The sequence below is a fragment of the Colwellia sp. MB3u-41 genome (assembly GCF_014076845.1).
Classification (GTDB): Bacteria; Pseudomonadota; Gammaproteobacteria; order Enterobacterales; family Alteromonadaceae; genus Colwellia_A.
On record NZ_JACGUT010000084.1, the window covers coordinates 338,230 to 356,192 of the forward strand.

16 protein-coding genes are annotated in these 17,963 nt (G+C 36.9%); 10 read left to right on the plus strand and 6 right to left on the minus strand.

What is annotated here, in order from left to right; translation table 11 throughout:
• Positions 1-24: 24 nt before the first annotated feature.
• Positions 25-1,575 carry a lysine--tRNA ligase gene (gene lysS, locus H4J73_RS18160; protein ID WP_182181888.1) on the plus strand — a complete coding sequence of 517 codons (1,551 nt, stop codon included), beginning with the start codon at positions 25-27 and terminating at the stop codon, positions 1,573-1,575.
• A 159-nt stretch (positions 1,576-1,734) separates the two neighbouring features.
• Here lysS and H4J73_RS18165 read toward each other — a convergent pair whose 3' ends face one another.
• Positions 1,735-3,036: a DUF3667 domain-containing protein gene (locus H4J73_RS18165; protein ID WP_182181889.1), complete on the minus strand. Its 1,302-nt coding sequence runs from the start codon at positions 3,034-3,036 to the stop codon at positions 1,735-1,737.
• A gap of 249 nt (positions 3,037-3,285) precedes the next feature.
• On the opposite strand from H4J73_RS18165, the gene H4J73_RS18170 reads away from it, so the two are divergent.
• Entirely contained in the window at positions 3,286-3,834 is a 549-nt protein-coding gene (locus H4J73_RS18170) for a YkvA family protein (protein WP_182181890.1), read from the plus strand.
• A 644-nt stretch (positions 3,835-4,478) separates the two neighbouring features.
• Here the strand turns inward: H4J73_RS18170 and H4J73_RS18175 are convergent.
• The 5 genes from H4J73_RS18175 to H4J73_RS18195 all read right to left on the minus strand — a co-directional run bounded on the left by H4J73_RS18175 (position 4,479) and on the right by H4J73_RS18195 (position 9,152).
• Positions 4,479-6,098, minus strand: coding sequence for an AmpG family muropeptide MFS transporter (locus H4J73_RS18175; protein ID WP_182181891.1), 1,620 nt, complete (start codon positions 6,096-6,098; stop codon positions 4,479-4,481).
• Between the two features lie 101 nt (positions 6,099-6,199).
• Positions 6,200-6,529: a hypothetical protein gene (locus H4J73_RS18180; protein ID WP_182181892.1), complete on the minus strand. Its 330-nt coding sequence runs from the start codon at positions 6,527-6,529 to the stop codon at positions 6,200-6,202.
• Positions 6,530-6,775: 246 nt separating this feature from the next.
• Positions 6,776-7,360: a peptidylprolyl isomerase gene (locus tag H4J73_RS18185; RefSeq protein WP_310649595.1), complete on the minus strand. Its 585-nt coding sequence runs from the start codon at positions 7,358-7,360 to the stop codon at positions 6,776-6,778.
• A 27-nt stretch (positions 7,361-7,387) separates the two neighbouring features.
• Positions 7,388-7,984, minus strand: coding sequence for a YajG family lipoprotein (locus H4J73_RS18190; RefSeq protein ID WP_182181893.1), 597 nt, complete (start codon positions 7,982-7,984; stop codon positions 7,388-7,390).
• A gap of 16 nt (positions 7,985-8,000) precedes the next feature.
• Positions 8,001-9,152, minus strand: coding sequence for a methyltransferase (locus tag H4J73_RS18195; protein WP_182181894.1), 1,152 nt, complete (start codon positions 9,150-9,152; stop codon positions 8,001-8,003).
• 254 nt (positions 9,153-9,406) lie between these two features.
• Between H4J73_RS18195 and H4J73_RS18200 the strand changes: the two genes are divergently transcribed.
• The 8 genes from H4J73_RS18200 to nqrF all read left to right on the plus strand — a co-directional run bounded on the left by H4J73_RS18200 (position 9,407) and on the right by nqrF (position 17,750).
• The gene (locus H4J73_RS18200) at positions 9,407-9,730 is read left to right on the plus strand and encodes a BolA/IbaG family iron-sulfur metabolism protein (RefSeq protein ID WP_182181895.1); all 324 of its coding nucleotides are present in this window, start codon (positions 9,407-9,409) and stop codon (positions 9,728-9,730) included.
• Positions 9,731-10,262: 532 nt separating this feature from the next.
• A complete protein-coding gene (gene fabV, locus H4J73_RS18205; protein ID WP_182181896.1) occupies positions 10,263-11,453 on the plus strand; it encodes an enoyl-ACP reductase FabV in 1,191 nt (396 codons plus the stop codon).
• 386 nt (positions 11,454-11,839) lie between these two features.
• The gene (locus H4J73_RS18210) at positions 11,840-13,177 is read left to right on the plus strand and encodes a Na(+)-translocating NADH-quinone reductase subunit A (protein ID WP_182181897.1); all 1,338 of its coding nucleotides are present in this window, start codon (positions 11,840-11,842) and stop codon (positions 13,175-13,177) included.
• A gap of 2 nt (positions 13,178-13,179) precedes the next feature.
• Positions 13,180-14,391 carry an NADH:ubiquinone reductase (Na(+)-transporting) subunit B gene (locus H4J73_RS18215; protein WP_182181898.1) on the plus strand — a complete coding sequence of 404 codons (1,212 nt, stop codon included), beginning with the start codon at positions 13,180-13,182 and terminating at the stop codon, positions 14,389-14,391.
• A complete protein-coding gene (locus H4J73_RS18220) occupies positions 14,384-15,202 on the plus strand; it encodes a Na(+)-translocating NADH-quinone reductase subunit C (RefSeq protein ID WP_182181899.1) in 819 nt (272 codons plus the stop codon). Before H4J73_RS18215 ends, H4J73_RS18220 begins: the two co-directional genes overlap by 8 nt.
• Positions 15,202-15,825: an NADH:ubiquinone reductase (Na(+)-transporting) subunit D gene (locus tag H4J73_RS18225; RefSeq protein ID WP_070376016.1), complete on the plus strand. Its 624-nt coding sequence runs from the start codon at positions 15,202-15,204 to the stop codon at positions 15,823-15,825. Before H4J73_RS18220 ends, H4J73_RS18225 begins: the two co-directional genes overlap by 1 nt.
• A gap of 4 nt (positions 15,826-15,829) precedes the next feature.
• A complete protein-coding gene (gene nqrE, locus H4J73_RS18230; RefSeq protein WP_070376017.1) occupies positions 15,830-16,453 on the plus strand; it encodes an NADH:ubiquinone reductase (Na(+)-transporting) subunit E in 624 nt (207 codons plus the stop codon).
• Positions 16,454-16,526: 73 nt separating this feature from the next.
• Entirely contained in the window at positions 16,527-17,750 is a 1,224-nt protein-coding gene (gene nqrF, locus H4J73_RS18235; protein WP_182181900.1) for an NADH:ubiquinone reductase (Na(+)-transporting) subunit F, read from the plus strand.
• The last annotated feature ends 213 nt before the right edge of the window (positions 17,751-17,963 follow it).

The following is a 17,963-nucleotide window of genomic DNA, read 5'->3' on the forward strand; positions in this document are numbered from 1 at the left end:
CTTAAAAAGTTAACGAGAAACAACATGACCGACCAAGCACAAGTAAATCAGCAAGAAGAGAATAAATTAATCGCCGAACGTCGCGGTAAATTAGCGAAGATTCGTGAAAACTGTCCGGCTAATGGTCATCCAAACAAGTTTGACCGAAAACACTACGCTGCTGATTTACAAGCTGAGCATGGCGAAAAAGATAAAGAAACACTTGAAGCTGAAACAGCAACGTACAGTATTGCTGGTCGTGTTATGGCTAAACGTGGTCCATTTCTTGTTCTTCAAGATATGTCTGGTCGCATTCAAGCGTATGCACATAAAACGGTGCAAAAAGACATTAAAGAGCGTTGGGGTACTTTAGATATAGGCGATATTATTGGCGTTACGGGTACTATGCATATGTCTGGTAAAGGCGATTTATATGTCAATATGGATGAGTATCATTTATTGACTAAGTCTTTACGCCCGTTGCCAGAAAAGTTCCACGGTTTATCTGATGTTGAAACCAAGTATCGTCAACGTTATGTTGATTTGATCATCAATGAAGAAACACGTAATACGTTCAAAATACGTTCTAAAATCGTTGAAGGTATTCGTCAGTTTTTAACAGTGCGTGGCTTTATGGAAGTAGAAACGCCAATGCTTCAAACCATTCCTGGTGGCGCAACAGCTAAACCCTTTGAAACTTTTCATAATGCTTTAGATATAGACATGTATATGCGTATTGCACCTGAGCTTTACTTGAAGCGTTTAGTGGTTGGCGGTTTTGAAAAAGTATTCGAAATTAACCGTAACTTCCGTAATGAAGGTTTATCGTCACGTCATAATCCAGAATTCACCATGATTGAATTCTACCAAGCTTATGCTGACTATAAAGACTTAATGAACATTACCGAAGACATGTTACGTACGCTTGCTGAAAATGTAATGGGTAGCTCTGTTATTCGTAATACTGTTAAAAATAGTGATGGTGAAGTAACAGAAGAGAAATTCTATGACTTTGGCAAATCGTTTACACGTTTATCGATGGTTGATGCCATTTTATTATACGGTAACGATTTGGATGAAAATGTTTTACGTAACCCAGAAGAAAATTTTGACGCACTTAAAGCAATGGCTAAACAAGTGGGCGTTAAAGAAACTGAAGCTTCTAAAGTTTGGGGTGCGGGTAAATATGTTTGTGAAATATTTGAAGAAGTTGCCGAGCATATGCTTGATCAACCAACCTTTATTACCGAATACCCTTGGGAAGTTTCACCATTAGCACGTCGTAATGATGACAACCCATTTATTACTGACCGTTTTGAATTCTTTGTTGGTGGCCGTGAATTAGCCAATGGTTTTTCTGAGCTTAACGATGCAGAAGACCAAGCGGCACGTTTCAAAAACCAAGTGGCAGGTAAAGACGCTGGTGATGATGAAGCGATGCATTATGATGAAGACTATATACAAGCACTTGAGTATGGTTTGCCGCCAACAGCGGGTGAAGGTATTGGCATTGATCGTTTAGTGATGTTATTTACTGATTCACCAACGATTAAAGACGTTATTTTATTCCCACATATGCGTCCTTTAGCTGAGTAGCGTCTTTAACTACTCCTTTAAAAGAGGTAATTGAATATTAAAAAGCCGGATAAGTTATGACTTATCCGGCTTTTTTATGTCCAGGATGACCGGTATGTCGTGGTGGCATGGATGCCAGTGAACGTATGTGTTCAGAATTAAAGGTATGTGAGTGAACTTTTATATATCGGTTAATCCCCAAATAAAAGCAATGACACCCGTAAATCCAATCAGAAATATATAAGCACTGCCAATGAAAGCATATTTAATAAAAGTAAATAAATACCCTTGCTTATAGACACGTTTTTGCATGATGAATAAATATATAGGAATCCAAATGAGTAATGCTTTAATGGCAACTTCAATAGTCCCCGTAAGCGATGGTAAAGCTGTTTCACAATAGTCGTAAAAAATATCGAGTAATTCTACGAGTAATATAGTGATAAATATAAAACTATGACTATGCAGCGCCACAGTTAAATGTTCCATATATAAACGTTTTGAAAAAAGGAACATTATTTTGAGTAATAACGCAAAAATTGGAAGGAGTATAAACATTAATTGAGGTAATTTACCTATGGCCTCTTGAACTAATGGGGTCGGATCTGAATGAAAGGTTTTATCTGCTTTCTTGACCAAAGATTTTACAAAAACATTAAGCTTTTCATTACTCTGTTTACTTAAAAAGTCGAAAGATAATGTACCATCAGCATTATTTCCAAAAGTAACCGGTTTATCGACGTTAGTGATTTCCTCTCCATTTTTAACCTTGGTAATGTTTAACGTAAGTAACTCGTAGCGTTTTTTTAGTTCTTTTGATAGCGCTTGATCATTGTTTAATTGCTTTAACTCTATTTTTACTAACTTACTGGTAATATCTGCTAACGTTTTGTTTTTATCAATACTATAGTCTTTATTCATGTCATCTAAAAAATTTTGGAATTTTGATGTTTCACTGCTTATTTCTAATAATTCGTTCGTATTAAGAGGAGATTTTTTTATCGCTGAAAGCCTACTAGCTTCAAGTAAAGTAAGGTGTTTTTTGATTTCAGTTATTGTTGTTTGATTGTTATTAACAGTTAAGATTTTGTTGTTTTCTAAAGAAACTAAGAAATTCAATGTTATAAAGAAAACAATACTGATGAACAAATATAGCCTAAGTGGTGGCACAAAATGTACGCGCTTTCCGGCGATATATTCGTTGGTTAAAAAACCAGGACGAGAAAGTAATGGCAGTATAGTACGAGTAGCTCGTGAATCGAAACTAAAAATATCATCAAGTAAATGTAATATAACCACCCAAAAATACTTTAATGTCGACTCGGCTTGTTGACCACACTGTGCACAGAAAGGACCACGGAGTGGTTGATGGCAATTTTCACATTGATGACCATCTGATACTTTAAAGGATTCAGGCTTGTCAGGTAAGGTTGCATTGAGGGTAACATCACTGTTTTTTTCAACTAACTCGTTATTTCGCATAAAAGTATTTGCAGGTTGCTAGAAACAATATAACAAAATCATATCATTATGCTTATAAAAAGTGTGAATGAAAAATTATAAATTTTTACAAAAAATTTAAGTTAACTTAGTGCTGTCTGCGTAACTATCTGTTAAGTTTAATTAGATTTTAAAATAAATCTAAGAAAATATACTCTGTTTATAATTGCGCTAGTTAATAAGATTTAAGCAAAGTGTATAAATAGAAAAGCCAAATACAGGAGAATTATAATGGCGTTTGAAGTGAAATTTGAATTAACAGAATCAGACTTAGAGCACTTCCGTGATGTAATGCGTAAAGCACAATCAGGAGCTGAAAAACTTAGTGAAGCACTTATTTTAAGTAACGCTAAGAAAATTAGCCAAGATATAAAAGGAAGTGTTCCTGAATTTGTAAGCGAACGTATTAAAAAGCTTGAAACTTTAGTGGCGATGATAGAAGACTCTGAATGGAAAATTCCAGCAGAAGAGCGCACTGATGTGCTAAGTGCTTTGGCTTACTTTAGTGATCCAGAAGATTTAGTGCCTGATCATATTCCTGTATTAGGCTTTTTAGACGATGCAATTATGATTGAATTAGTTGCTGAAGAACTAAAAGACGATATTGAAGCCTTTGAAGAATTTTGCGCTTATCGCAGTCGAGAAGAAGGGCGCAGTGGCGATGCAAAAATTACACGTGAAGAGTGGTTAGATTCAAAGCGTCGAGAGCTTCACAGTCGTATGAGAAATCGCCGTTCTACACGTCGAAGTGGTCGCTCATCATTTAGATCTGTTTTTTAATTTAAAAGTCAAAAAATGTTAATTTAAAAGCTTACTCATTTTATTGAGTAAGCTTTTTTATGTTCAGGATGAACGGTATGTCATGATCATACGGATGTGAAAGAATGACGGTGTTCAGGATGAACGGTATGTCATGATCATACGGATGTGAAAGAATGACGGTGTTCAGGATGAACGGTATGTCATGATCACATGGATGTGAAAGAATGACGGTATTCAGGATGGCCTCTCTCAGACATCCTGTCTTTCAAAGCAATAGTGTATCCGTGCAGTTCAACGGTGATTTTTTTTTCTAACTAAACCTAAATACCTGCAGTCACGTAGGCAAGTTCAGGTTAACGAAATGAGTAGCAGGGAACGATGTCAATATTAAGATAATGGGTTGGGCTCAGATCAGGGTAACTAAAGTGGTCATCCGTGAGTTACGTATATCATCATCACAAGGAATCCGATTAGCACCATATTTAAGGCAATGATATAAGCAAAACCTTTTACACCTTCTTTTACACTAAAGCCCTTAGCATCTAAATATCGCCACCAAAAAAGGCACATAATAATGGGAAGGAGGAAGAACAGTTTGATCATAAGAGTCCGAATTTTAAAAATAAGCTTATCAACATCATAGGTAAAAAACGTTTGAATTGCTATTGGCTTGTAACATTTCCTTTTGATTCACGATCATTCTTTTCAATTAGCGCTGTTAATGGTTTTCTAATGCTATATAAGAAAATTAAACTTGGAATGACCATAAAAGCAGTTAAAACAAAAAACAGTGCCCAATTACCATCTAACCAGTCGACAATAATCCCTGAATATGATCCAAGCATAACGCGTCCAAAAGTACCTAATGAGACCATTAATGCGTATTGGCTGGCAGTAAACGTTTTATTACAAAGTACAGACAGCAGCGCAACAAATGCTACTGAGCCCCAAGCAGAAGTAAACCCGTCAACAAAAACAGTAAAAGCGAACAGTAACTTGTCAGGACCAACAACGGCCATTACAGCAAATAATAAATTACTAGATGCCATAGCAATACCGCCAATAAACAAGCCTTTCAATATACCGTAGCGAATAGTAAAAACACTGCCAATTAATGAAAATACGATGGTAGTTGCCCAATTGATCATTTTTGAGTAATAAGCAATATCACTATTTGAAAAACCTACTTCACGGTAGAAAACAATCGACATTCTGCCTAAATAAGCTTCACCTAGTTTGAATAAGAAAATAAATAATAAAATAGAAATCGCTAAATGCTTACCGTTTCGATCAAAAAACTCTTGAATAGGTGCAACAAGTGTTGCTAATAACCAAGCGGTTAATTTATGACTAAAACGTATTACTGATATATTATTACTGTTTTGATCATGACGAATCGATAGATTCAATCGACTTAATTGCTGACTAAAAATAAACAATAAGCTGATAATAAATAAAGTAATAAGAATAAGTTGATAATCGGTGGAAATAAAACTTACAGGCCAAGCGGGGTATCCAATGTTAGCGTAAATAATACTAACAAAAATTAGCGGAAGTATTAATAAAATGGCTAAAGGACGATGTCCTTGATTTGGCATTGCCAATAAATAATTATTCTGAATTGCATTGAGTATTTGCTCTCGGTCATTATTGGGTTCCTCTACTACGAATGCAGTGATCATTAATACTGCCATCATAGTGGCTAATACAAAATAAACTTCTGGCCATTGCCAGTTAGGTTGATCGACTAAAATAAAAGGAACGCTACCTAAGCCTGCAAAACCAGTCCACCAACCCGCAGTTGCCATTGCTGAACCGGCGGTCATATAATTACTATCATCATTGCTGAGTATATCAATACGGTAAGCATCGATAGCAATGTCTTGGCTTGAGCCTGCAAAGGCAATTAATAAACCAAATAATGCGACAATGCTAAGTTGATCAACGACATTCACTTGACTTAATTGAAAGGTAGCAATAACTATGACAAGTTGTGTCAGTAAAATCCAACTGCGACGTTGTCCAACTTTTACTGTCAGAAAAGGTATCTTCAATCGATCGACCAATGGGGACCATAAAAAATTAATACTATAGGTAACAAAGATAAGCCCAAATAAACCAATACTTGACCGACTGAGTCCTTCATCTTTTAACCAGCCACTCATTGCTGATCCAGTCATCACCCATGGAAAACCACTGGCTATACCAAAGAAAAAAACACTGAGTAAACGACGGTTTTTAAAGTAAGAAAGTGTATCCGAAAAAGAGTGAGTAGCAGACATTTATTGATGGTTATTTTAAGTTTTAAGAGCGCTTAGCCTAACAGAACGCAAGAAGATAGCGCAAGAAATTAGAACGTTTTGTTCATTATTTTTTAATTTGCTCAAGGCAGAGGCCGCCAACCAATACAGTCGATTGGATAACTGCCCGTACCGCTGAAGAAATCTAAACAGGTGGTTATCTCACTTTTGAAATATAAGTCGTGGTTAAGCGACTGAGCACCGTGCAAACTCATTTCATGAACTAAGTGCCAAAAAACGCGTTCTTTTGCACTTCCCGGTGTTTCATCATTTACTTTAAGTAATGTCCACTCTTCCATGGTATCAATAATGAATGTGTCTAGTTCAGTGTAATGTAGTGACTGATTAATAACTGCGTTAATATAATAAGCTATTTGCAGTGTTTTTTCGTTGATAAACGGCTCTATTATCATGACACCCTCAGTTTGCTCTTCTGTTTAAATAAACGGAAGTAAGAAAGTAGCTAGCGCTTTATTGAAATTTTATGAGTTGTTGAATGGCCAATTTATTACCTTATATATCGTAGATTAAAAAGAATTTGTCAAAGGTGTAGACAAATTAATTCTATTTAACAGTAATAATAGTCAAAAACGTTTGTTATTACCATTTGATAAAGAAATATATTGCCTTTACACTCTTTTGAAATTGAACGGTCAAAACTATTCTGCGGGCAGCAAGGTTGCTTTGTTCAAGGTTATTAGCTCTATTGGAACATCATCCCAGCCCATAGCATCGCTGTACTCTGTTTTGGCTAAGTTCATTGCATTTACAACTTCTTGGCCCTCGACAATGGTGCCAAATACCGTATATCCCCAACGACGGCCAGGATCTAGGCTTTTATTATCTGCCATATTAAAGAAAAATTGACGATTAGCCGTGTGTGGGCGATTTTCTTTTGCCATGGCAATTGTGCCTATTTCATTTTTTAAACCATTGCCTGATTCATTAGCAATATCGCCATCAACTTTTTTTAAATTGAAATTCTCATCGTAACCTCCGCCTTGTACGATAAAATTGACGACAATACGATGAAATATCGTGTTGTTATACTCACCTTTAACGACATACGTTAAAAAATTATCAACGGTTAACGGAGCGCGAATACGATCGAGTTCAACAATAATTATTCCTTTTGACGTTTCTAATTTTACTTTTGGAAATAAGTTATTGGGATCAATAGCAATATTCGTTGCTGATAAAGTTGTCGATAAAAATATGAATAAGAAAAGTAAATGTTTCATCATTGTTGCTTCTTTAAGAGTTGTTAATCATTATTTTATAAAGCGTTGAATTTCACTGTTAGTAATAACTTGTGATAAAAGTTGAGTAAGCTGCTGGCTAAAGTCTCGCTCTAATACTGCAATATCAGCTTTAAATGGGCCTTCGCTTGTACCACGTACTTTAAAAGTGTTACTCAAGGTTTGTGTACCATTATTGACGGTTACGCGGATCACTAATTCATTGTTAACTTTATATTTTATCAGTTCTTGTTGCACGCTTATTACGCCATTATCAATAATGATTTCAATTATATTACCCGCTTGGGCATTAATTTCTAGGCCTTGCTTTTTAAATTCAGCAGTTAACGTTTGCTCAATAATTTGGTTTAACGGTTGTTGGCTTGAATAAACTTCGGCAGCTTCATCTTTTCTTAAAATTTGTACAACGTGTTGAGCTGTGCGCATATCAGTAACCGTTAAACTTGCCTGCTTATTCTGATAATTACTTTGGTTTGATGCGTTATTGGTGATGCTTAAATCAGGTGCAATAACCACGTGAGTAGGTTTGTTGGCACAAGCGGTGAGTAAAACTAATAATGTGCTTACTGCTAGCGTTTTTACGTTATTGTGAACGAATATATTTTTCATGATTTGCTTAATCCTATTATTTTCTGGCTGAAAGAGTAACAAACTTATCGTTGCTGGCAATCAGTTTTTCATTACCAAAAAGTCGTTTTAGCTTAATATGGTAACCTAATTGTCGGTTACCTATAATACGTAATTCACCACCATTCTTTAATGCTCGATGACTATCACGGAACATTTGCCAGGCAATATGATCCGTTGTCGCGTTTTGCTGATGAAAAGGCGGATTACACAAAATTAAGTCAACACTGTTAGGTTCTACGTCAGCTAAACAGTCATTAATGACGAACTGACATTGCGCTAACTGTTCAGGTAAATTTTGACTGATATTAGTCATGGCCGAAGCGACAGCCATATAGGATTCATCAACAAAAGTGATTAAAGCTTCGGGTTGTTGTGCTAATACAGTTAAGCCTATAACGCCATTCCCACAGCCTAAATCAATAACCTTTGTACCTGCATTTACTTCAGGAAGATTTTTCATAAAGTGGCGAGCACCAATATCAAGCTTTTCACGGGCATACACGCCAGAGTGATTACTGATAGAAAATGGTGTGTTTTCTAAGGGCCAAAGGGTAGGAAAAGGCGAAGCAAATATTTGTGTATTATCAAGCTGAGAAAAGACTAAACGTGCTTTTTTTACTGCTAACGATGTTTTTGTTGTGCCTAAATACTTTTCAAATAATTTTAATGTTGAACTGTGAATATCTTTAGCTTTATCTGCAGCAACAAAAATAAGTTTATGATTATATTTAGTTTTAATAGCTAAAAGTTGATCAATCATGAGTGATTTACTTTTAGGTATTTTGTATAACACAACTGTTATATTCTCTGGGAGGTTATCTAAGCTACTTAATTGGCTAATATTTTCAAGCGATAAACCATTTTGTTCAATATTATATTGTAAGCCTTGATTACTGATCCAAGAGTCGGAAACGGTTGTCACGTTTGCCTGAGTAAAGTTAGCGGTAATCGCACCAAAACTATCATTGAAGATTAATAAGTTGTGATGACTGTCAGCCAAATTTTGCTCATGAACATAATTGATCAAATATTCGTCGGCTGCATCCCAAGCAACTAAAGCTCGGTTAACTTGGCCAACAGGGTAGCGGTCTAAAAAAAGGTTCTTGTCGTAAACGCCATCCGCGTTGACAATAAAAGGGCTGATCATAATGAAGAGGTTCGATTTTCACCTAGAAGAATGTCAGCTATTGTGACAAAATATAGGTAATTGAGCCAGTGATAGTTGCAATGAGTTGTTAAAAATCATTTTATAAATAAGATGAAAAATCTTTTACCAACAAAGCCAACTATTTATTCTCTATTTAGGCAAGTTAAACTTATATAGCCATCCAGACTGATGGTATATTCACAGTAATAAACTAAAATCATTCTACTATAGAAAAATATGTCAGGGATATAATAATGACCATTGAAGCTTTAATTGAACAAAAACTTCTGTCCGCATTTTCTCCAATACATCTCGATGTTATTAACGAAAGCCATCAGCATAATGTTGCGCCAGGCAGTGAGTCTCATTTTAAGGTGATTATTGTTACGGATGACTTTATTGGCGAGCGTTTAATAAAACGCCACCGTGCTATTAATTCGCTACTTTCAATAGAGCTTGCTGAAAAAATACATGCTTTAGCACTTCATACTTATACTAAAGATGAGTGGGATAAGTATTATGCAGACAATACTCCGCTCTCACCCAAATGTTTAGGAGGTGGGGGGAAGTCGGCATAATATATTGAATTAACTCACTGTAAAAACACTAATTAGCATCATTAGCGTTTTTACATGTTATCTTCCCTTACACCATCACTCTATTCACTTCTCGTTAATCAGCGGTTATTTATTCTTCTTTACTCAAAAGGTAAATAACAATTAAAATTGGTTTGAACATTTTAGTTAAAATCATCATGTGGAATGACCTGAACTTCCACTCGAAGTGATGATAACGTTAAATATTAGATTGTTGGCGTATTAACTGAGCAAATAGGAAATAACGGTGTCTGCGTTAACATCAGGCGTTTGTCTAGCGCGTTTTTAGAGAACAATGCAGTACAATGGCTAACATTAAAAGCATAATATCAAAATGAGAGATGCTTTTATTGTTGATTCATAGGTCAAAGAGCTACTGGTCATACCTCATATTTCTTATTAGCAGAGTAAACTATGCGGCAATTTTTGAATTTATGTCGTAATAAATATTGAATAATGACTAAATCGCCAAGTCGTTTGGTGATAATAATAGTATTAATTAAAAGGTCTTCTTATGGTTATCAAACCTAAAATTCGTGGTTTTATATGTACAAATGCACATCCAGCTGGTTGTGAAGCTCATGTTCACGAGCAAATATCTTATGTGAAATCTCATCAACAAGCAGATGCTAAACCTAAAAATGTTTTAGTTATCGGTGCTTCTACGGGTTATGGTTTAGCTTCTCGTATAACCGCTGCATTTGGTAATAATGCTAAAACTTTAGGTGTTTTCTTCGAGAAACCACCTACTGAAAAGAAAACTGCCAGTGCTGGTTGGTACAATACGTCAGCCTTTCAAAGTGCAGCTGATGTCGCTGGCCTTTGGTCTAAGAATATTAATGGTGATGCGTTTTCACATGAAATTAAAGCGAAGGCTATTGAAACGATCAAAGCTGAATTAGGTGAAATTGATCTAATCGTTTATTCACTTGCTTCACCTCGTCGTACTGATCCAGATACCGGTGAAGTTTATTCATCGACGCTTAAACCTATTGGTCAAAGTGTAACCACTAAAAACCTAAATACCTCAAAGCGTGTTATCGATAAAATTTCTGTTGAAGCAGCAAATGAAGCCGAGATACAAGGTACCATTGATGTAATGGGAGGCGCTGACTGGGAACTATGGATTAAGGCATTGAATGAGGCTGGCGTTCTTTCAGAAGGTTTTAAATCAGTAGCTTATACCTATATTGGTAAAGAATTAACGTGGCCAATTTACGGAAAAGCGACCATAGGTAAAGCGAAAGAAGATTTAGACCGTGCTGCATCGGCAATTAATAAAGCTACCGCTAACCTTAAGGGCGAAGCCCATGTTACTTCATTAAATGCGGTCGTTACGCAGGCGAGTTCAGCAATACCCATTATGCCGCTTTATATTTCAGCAATGTTTAAAGTGATGAAGGCAGATGGTACTTATGAGGGGTGTATCGAACAAATTCAGAACCTATTTGTTGAGAACATCTACAGTGAAACACCTCGCTTAGATGATGAAAATCGTTACCGTCAAAATCATAAAGAGCTTGAAGACAGTGTTCAAAAACGCGTGACAGACATTTGGAATAACGTTGATTCTGATAGTATTGATGAGTTAACTGACTATGTTGGCTATCATCAAGAGTTTTTAAAGTTATTTGGCTTTAGTGTTGCAGGTGTTGACTACGAAGCTGATGTCAATACAATGGCAGAAATTAAGCATCTATTATAACGATTAGTTTTCATTATTTACGATTAGCGTCAATAATAAAAAACCGACATAAAATGTCGGTTTTTTTAGGTCTGACAAAAATTTTGGCTGATAAATGAACGAAATCAATAATATTCAACTAATTTGTAATTTAAGTAACTGAGATCGTAGATAGCCTTAGAGTTTTTGTGTTAAAATCGCGCCAGAAATTTTAACTTAGAGCCAGTGGGTCTTTTTTATTTTCAACCAATTGTTGTTGTTGTTAAAAAAGAAGTACTTACTGAAATACACTAAAATCAATAATTTCCTTACCTATCAGACTTCAGTCACGAGTGATCGTAAAAGAGTTTAATGACGTAAGTAACTTTATGGTTTTGATACTCCCATCAAAAGTAGTGCATGTGTTTATGATTACAATAAAGAAAGGTCTGGATGTTCCTGTCGTTGGTTCTCCCCAGCAGGTAATCCATGATGGCAACGCCATCAAAACCGTTGCAACATTAGGTGAAGAGTTTGTGGGTATGCGACCAACCATGTTTGTAAAAGTGGATGATCGTGTTAAAAAAGGTCAGGTTCTTTTTGAAGATAAAAAGAACCCTGGCGTTAAATTCACAGCTCATGTTGCCGGTGTTGTTAAAGAAATCAACCGTGGTGAAAAACGTGTTTTGCAATCAGTCGTTATTGAAATTGACGGCGATGAGCAAGAAACTTTTACTTCATACACGGATAATGAACTTAGCTCAATAAAACGTGAAGACGTTGTTGCTAACCTTGTTAATTCAGGTTTGTGGACAGCATTACGTACACGTCCATTTAGTAAAGTTCCTGCTATTGATTCAACGCCCACCGCCATTTTTGTTAGTGCTATGGATACTAATCCGCTAGCTGCTAACCCTGAAATGATTATTAATGAACAAAGTGAAGCCTTTAAGAATGGTTTAACTGTACTTTCTCGTTTAACGAATGGTGAAGTGTTTGTTAGTAAAGCCCCTGGTGCAAATATCCCTGTAGAAGCTAATGTACAAGTTAACGAATTCGCAGGGAAACATCCTGCGGGTTTAGTGGGTACACACATGCACTTCTTAAAGCCAGTAAGTGCTGATAAGTCTTCATGGAGCTTAGGCTATCAAGATGTTATCGCCTTTGGTCAACTTTTTCTTTCTGGAGAGTTAAATAATACGCGTATTATTTCACTTGCTGGTCCTGCAGCTAAGAACCCTCGTTTAGTGCGCACTATTTTAGGTGCTAACACCGACGATTTAATTGCGGGTGAAATTACTGATGGTGAATTACGTGTGGTTTCTGGTTCTTTACTCTCAGGAGCAAAAGCAAAAGGTGTTCACGCTTATTTAGGTCGCTACCATGTGCAAATTTCGTTGATTTTAGAAGGTCGCGAAAAAGAGTTTATTGGTTATATGTACCCAGGTCCTAATAAGTTTTCGGTAACACGTGCATATATGTCTCATTTCTTCCCGAAGAAATTATTCAATATGACCACAACAACTAACGGTAGTCCTCGTGCCATGGTGCCAATTGGTAACTTTGAACGTATTATGCCATTAGATATTCTCCCAACAATGTTATTGCGTGATTTATGTGCCGGCGATACCGACAGCGCGCAGCAACTTGGTGCTTTAGAGCTTGATGAAGAAGATTTAGCCTTATGTACATTTGTTTGCCCAGGCAAAACAGATTATGGCGTTATTCTTCGTGAATGCCTAACCACAATAGAGAAGGAAGGTTAGACATGGGCTTGAAAAAGTATATTGAAGATATTGAACCGCAATTTGAAAAAGGCGGTAAACTAGAAACGTGGTACGCTTTATACGAAGCTGTAGCCACTGGTTTATTTACTCCAGGTCAAGTGAACAAAGGTGCTACCCATGTTCGTGACAGTATTGACTTAAAACGTATTATGATCACGGTATGGTTAGCTGTTTTCCCTGCTATGTTTTTTGGTATGTACAACATTGGTTTTCAAGCAGCTGATGCTTTAGCTGCTGGTTATGCTTTACCAGACACTTGGCAAGTAGGCTTATTCGAGTTCCTAGGGGGGAGCTTATCTGCTGACTCGAGTGTCTTCGGTAAGATGCTTTATGGAGCAGTGTTCTTCTTACCTATTTATGCAACTACCTTTATTGTTGGTGGCTTTTGGGAAGTTCTATTTGCTTCAGTGCGCAAGCATGAAGTTAACGAAGGTTTCTTTGTTAGTTCAATTTTGTTTGCCTTGATTTTGCCTGCAACAATTCCATTATGGCAAGTTGCTATCGGTATTACTTTCGGTATTGTTATTGCTAAAGAAATCTTTGGTGGTACAGGTAAAAATTTCTTGAATCCTGCGCTAGCGGGTCGTGCATTTCTGTTTTTTGCTTATCCAGGCGAATTATCAGGTGATGCTGTTTGGGTTGCTGTTGATGGTTACTCAGGTGCGACACCATTAAGTGCTGCAGCAGCAGCAATTCCAGGTTCAGTTGATTTTGCAATCAATACTAACTGGTGGAATGCATTCTTGGGCTTTATTCCAGGTTCTATGGGTGAAGTATCAACCGCTGCTATTTTCCTAGGTGGTGCATACATTCTCTATAAAGGTATTGCTTCGTGGCGTATTGTCTTAAGTGTTTTCGCCGGTATGGTGTTTACCTCCTTACTGTTTAACAGTATTGGAAGCGACACTAACGCAATGTTTGCTATGCCATGGTACTGGCACTTAGTCACCGGTGGTTTTGCTTTTGGTATGATGTTTATGGCTACTGACCCTGTCACTATGTCTTTTACTAATACGGGTAAATACTGGTTTGGTGCACTGGTTGGCGTAATGGTTGTGCTGATACGTGTAGTTAATCCGGCATACCCTGAAGGAATTATGTTAGCTATTTTATTCGCTAATTTATTCGCCCCTCTTTTCGACTATTTTGTTGTTCAAGGGAATATCAAACGGAGGCTCGCTCGTAATGTCTAGTAATAAAGAAACTCCAATTAAAACAATCGGCTTCGTGTTTTTAGTTTGTCTGGTTTGTGCTGCACTAGTCTCTGTTGCTGCGATTAGTTTAAAACCATTACAACAAGCTAATAAACTGCTTGATAAGCAAACTAAAATTCTTGAAGCTTCTGGCTTATTAACATTAGCTTTGAAAACAGAAAATATTAAAGCTTCAGGTAGTGAACCTAAAAGTATCGTTGCAACATTTGAAAAATATGTTGAGGCTAAGATGATTGACCTAGATTCAGGGAAAATTATTGAAGGTAATACTGATATATTTGACGAACGTGCAGACGCTCGTAATGCTGCTAAAAGCTCAAAACTTACCAATGATACCGCGGGTATTAATCGCCGTGCTAATAATGCTGTTGTCTACTTAGTTAATAATGAGCAAGGCCAGCTAAATACGTTGGTTTTACCTATTGTTGGTTCAGGGCTGTGGGACTTAATGTACGGTTATATTGGTTTAGCGCCAGATTTAAATACCGTTCGTAGTCTTATTTATTCTGACTTAAAGGAAACTCCTGGTTTAGGGGCTGAAGTGCTTAACCCTAAATGGAAAGCTTTATGGCCGGGTAAGAAAATTTACAATGATAGCGGTGAAGTGGCTATTAACGTGATTAAAGGTGGTGCTAAAGCCGGAGATGTTCATGGCGTTGACGCATTGTCAGGTGCCACATTAACCAGTAATGGCGTACAAAATACCTTACATTTTTGGTTAGGTGAGCAAGGTTATGGACCTTTTATTACTAAATACCGCAGTGTTGCTAGCGAAGGAGAGATGAACTAATGTCTTCAGATACTAAAAAAGTACTATTTGGACCTATTGTAGATAACAACCCTATCGCTTTACAGGTACTAGGTGTTTGTTCTGCTCTAGCGGTAACCAGTTCAATGGCAAACGCTTTGGTTATGACCATAGCGGTAATGCTAGTTACTGGCTTTTCTAACTTTTTTATCTCACTTGTGCGTAATCATATTCCATCAAGTGTGCGTATTATTGTGCAAATGGCGATTATAGCGTCATTAGTCATTGTGGTTGACCAAGTGTTAAAAGCCTTCTCTTATCAGTTGTCGAAAGAGTTGTCAGTTTTCATTGGTTTGATCATTACTAACTGTATTGTAATGGGCCGTGCAGAAGCCTTTGCTATGAAAGAAAAGCCGGGCGTTAGCTTTTTAGATGGTATTGGTAACGGTTTAGGCTACGGCGCAGTTTTAATGGTTGTTGCTTTTTTCCGTGAATTATTTGGTTTTGGTGAGATCTTTGGTATTGAAGTATTTAAATTAGTTCAAAACGATGGTTGGTACCAAGGTAATGGCTTATTAGTCTTACCATTTAGTTCATTCTTCATTATTGGTTTAATCATCTGGGCTGTACGCCAGTGGAAACCAGAACAAGTAGAGAAGGATTAGCCCCATGGAACATTATTTAAGTATTTTTATTAAAACCATATTCATTGAGAATATGGCGTTAAGCTTTTTCTTGGGTATGTGTACTTTCTTAGCGGTGTCTAAGAAAGTAAGTACAGCCATTGGTCTGGGTGTTGCGGTTGTGGTGGTATTAGGTTTAGCTGTTCCAGCTAACCAAATTATTTATCAAGCTATTTTAGCACCCGGTGCTTTAGACAGCATGATGGGTATTACTGCTCAGAAAGATTCAATTGATTTAAGCTTTTTATCATTTATTACCTTTATCGGTGTTATTGCTGCTTTAGTACAAATTTTGGAAATGATTTTAGATAAATATTTTCCTGCTTTGTATCAAGCCTTAGGTATATTTTTACCTTTAATCACTGTTAACTGTGCAATTTTTGGTGCGGTATCTTTCATGGTAGCGAAAAACTTAACCTTGGGTGAAAGTGTTGTTTACGGCATTGGCTCTGGTGTAGGTTGGATGTTAGCTATTGTGTTGTTGGCTGCTATACGTGAAAAGATGAAATATTCTGACGTACCAGACGGTTTGAAAGGTTTAGGTATCACGTTTATCTCCGCTGGATTGATGGCTTTTGGCTTTCTTTCTTTTGGTGGTATTTCACTTTAAAAAATATCGGCCTAAGTCACTTATTACCAAAAGTAATTTGAACTTAGGCCCTAGATAATTTAAGGAAAAGTCGATGGAAATCATTCTCGGCATATCGATGTTTACCGCGATAGTGCTAGCATTAGTTTTAGTGATTTTGTTTGCTAAATCTAAGTTAGTCTCTTCAGGTGACGTAACAATTAGTATAAATGGTGACCCAAATAAATCAGTAGTAACCGCTGCTGGTGGCAAGCTTCTTGGCGCTTTAGCAGACCAAGGGATTTTTATTCCTTCTGCTTGTGGTGGTGGTGGTACTTGTGGTCAATGTCGTGTTGACGTGCATTCAGGTGGTGGTGACATTTTACCAACTGAAACGGGTCATATCACTAAGCGTGAAGCTAAAACAGGTTGTCGTTTAGCCTGTCAGGTTGCTGTTAAGCAAGACATGGTTATTGAAGTAGAAGATGAAATCTTCGGTGTTCAACAATGGGAATGTGAAGTTATCTCTAATGATAACCAAGCAACTTTCATTAAAGAACTTAAACTTCAAATACCCAATGGGGAATCTGTTCCGTTTAAAGCCGGTGGTTATATTCAGATAGAAGCTCCAGCTCATCACGTTAAATATAGTGATTTTGATATTGATCAACAGTACAAAGGCGATTGGAATCACTTCGGTTTCTTTGATGTTGAATCAAAAGTTGACGAACCAACGTTACGTGCCTACTCAATGGCTAATTATCCTGAAGAAGAAGGCATTATTATGCTTAACGTGCGTATTGCTACGCCGCCTCCAGGACGTTTACATTTACCAGCAGGTAAAATGTCATCATATATCTTTAGCCTTAAGCCTGGCGATAAAGTCACTATTTCTGGTCCATTTGGCGAGTTCTTTGCTAAAGAATCAGATAATGAAATGGTCTTTATTGGTGGTGGTGCTGGTATGGCGCCAATGCGTTCACACATCTTTGATCAACTTAAACGTTTACAATCTAAGCGTAAAATGTCGTTCTGGTATGGTGCCCGCTCTAAGCGTGAAATGTTTTATGAAGATGATTACAACGGCTTAGCCGCTGAGAATGACAACTTCAAATGGCATGTCGCGTTATCAGATCCACAAGCCGAAGATAACTGGGAAGGCATGACAGGTTTTATTCATAATGTACTTTATGAAAACTACTTAAAAGATCATGAAGCACCAGAAGATTGTGAGTACTACATGTGTGGTCCTCCAATGATGAATGCTGCTGTTATTCATATGCTTAAAGACTTAGGCGTAGAAGACGAGAACATCATGTTAGATGACTTCGGCGGCTAATATTTGGTAACTTTTATCTCTTTGCTATTTCACTTAATAGCGGCATCGAAGGTGCTCATTGACTAACGTCAACTCCGCGCCATCTTTTTGCTCTAAAGTGAACGAGCTTTGAGCTAAAAATCACATCAAAATAGTGCATGTAAAAGACGGCTTTGGTCGTCTTTTATTATTTATATAAGACGTTTTTGGTAAACGATTTACATAAATAATAAA

Bases quoted from the DNA above. Each gene is read 5' to 3' on its own strand.
- nqrF (WP_182181900.1), top strand. From the start codon at position 16,527: ATGGAAATCATTCTCGGCATATCGATGTTTACCGCGATAGTGCTAGCA.
- H4J73_RS18185 (WP_310649595.1), bottom strand. From the start codon at position 7,360: ATGATGAAACATTTACTTTTCTTATTCATATTTTTATCGACAACTTTA.
- H4J73_RS18190 (WP_182181893.1), bottom strand. From the start codon at position 7,984: ATGAAAAATATATTCGTTCACAATAACGTAAAAACGCTAGCAGTAAGC.
- H4J73_RS18220 (WP_182181899.1), top strand. From the start codon at position 14,384: ATGTCTAGTAATAAAGAAACTCCAATTAAAACAATCGGCTTCGTGTTT.
- nqrE (WP_070376017.1), top strand. From the start codon at position 15,830: ATGGAACATTATTTAAGTATTTTTATTAAAACCATATTCATTGAGAAT.
- H4J73_RS18165 (WP_182181889.1), bottom strand. From the start codon at position 3,036: ATGCGAAATAACGAGTTAGTTGAAAAAAACAGTGATGTTACCCTCAAT.
- H4J73_RS18215 (WP_182181898.1), top strand. From the start codon at position 13,180: ATGGGCTTGAAAAAGTATATTGAAGATATTGAACCGCAATTTGAAAAA.
- H4J73_RS18225 (WP_070376016.1), top strand. From the start codon at position 15,202: ATGTCTTCAGATACTAAAAAAGTACTATTTGGACCTATTGTAGATAAC.
- H4J73_RS18170 (WP_182181890.1), top strand. From the start codon at position 3,286: ATGGCGTTTGAAGTGAAATTTGAATTAACAGAATCAGACTTAGAGCAC.
- H4J73_RS18180 (WP_182181892.1), bottom strand. From the start codon at position 6,529: ATGATAATAGAGCCGTTTATCAACGAAAAAACACTGCAAATAGCTTAT.
- lysS (WP_182181888.1), top strand. From the start codon at position 25: ATGACCGACCAAGCACAAGTAAATCAGCAAGAAGAGAATAAATTAATC.
- fabV (WP_182181896.1), top strand. From the start codon at position 10,263: ATGGTTATCAAACCTAAAATTCGTGGTTTTATATGTACAAATGCACAT.
- H4J73_RS18195 (WP_182181894.1), bottom strand. From the start codon at position 9,152: ATGATCAGCCCTTTTATTGTCAACGCGGATGGCGTTTACGACAAGAAC.
- H4J73_RS18175 (WP_182181891.1), bottom strand. From the start codon at position 6,098: ATGTCTGCTACTCACTCTTTTTCGGATACACTTTCTTACTTTAAAAAC.
- H4J73_RS18200 (WP_182181895.1), top strand. From the start codon at position 9,407: ATGACCATTGAAGCTTTAATTGAACAAAAACTTCTGTCCGCATTTTCT.
- H4J73_RS18210 (WP_182181897.1), top strand. From the start codon at position 11,840: ATGATTACAATAAAGAAAGGTCTGGATGTTCCTGTCGTTGGTTCTCCC.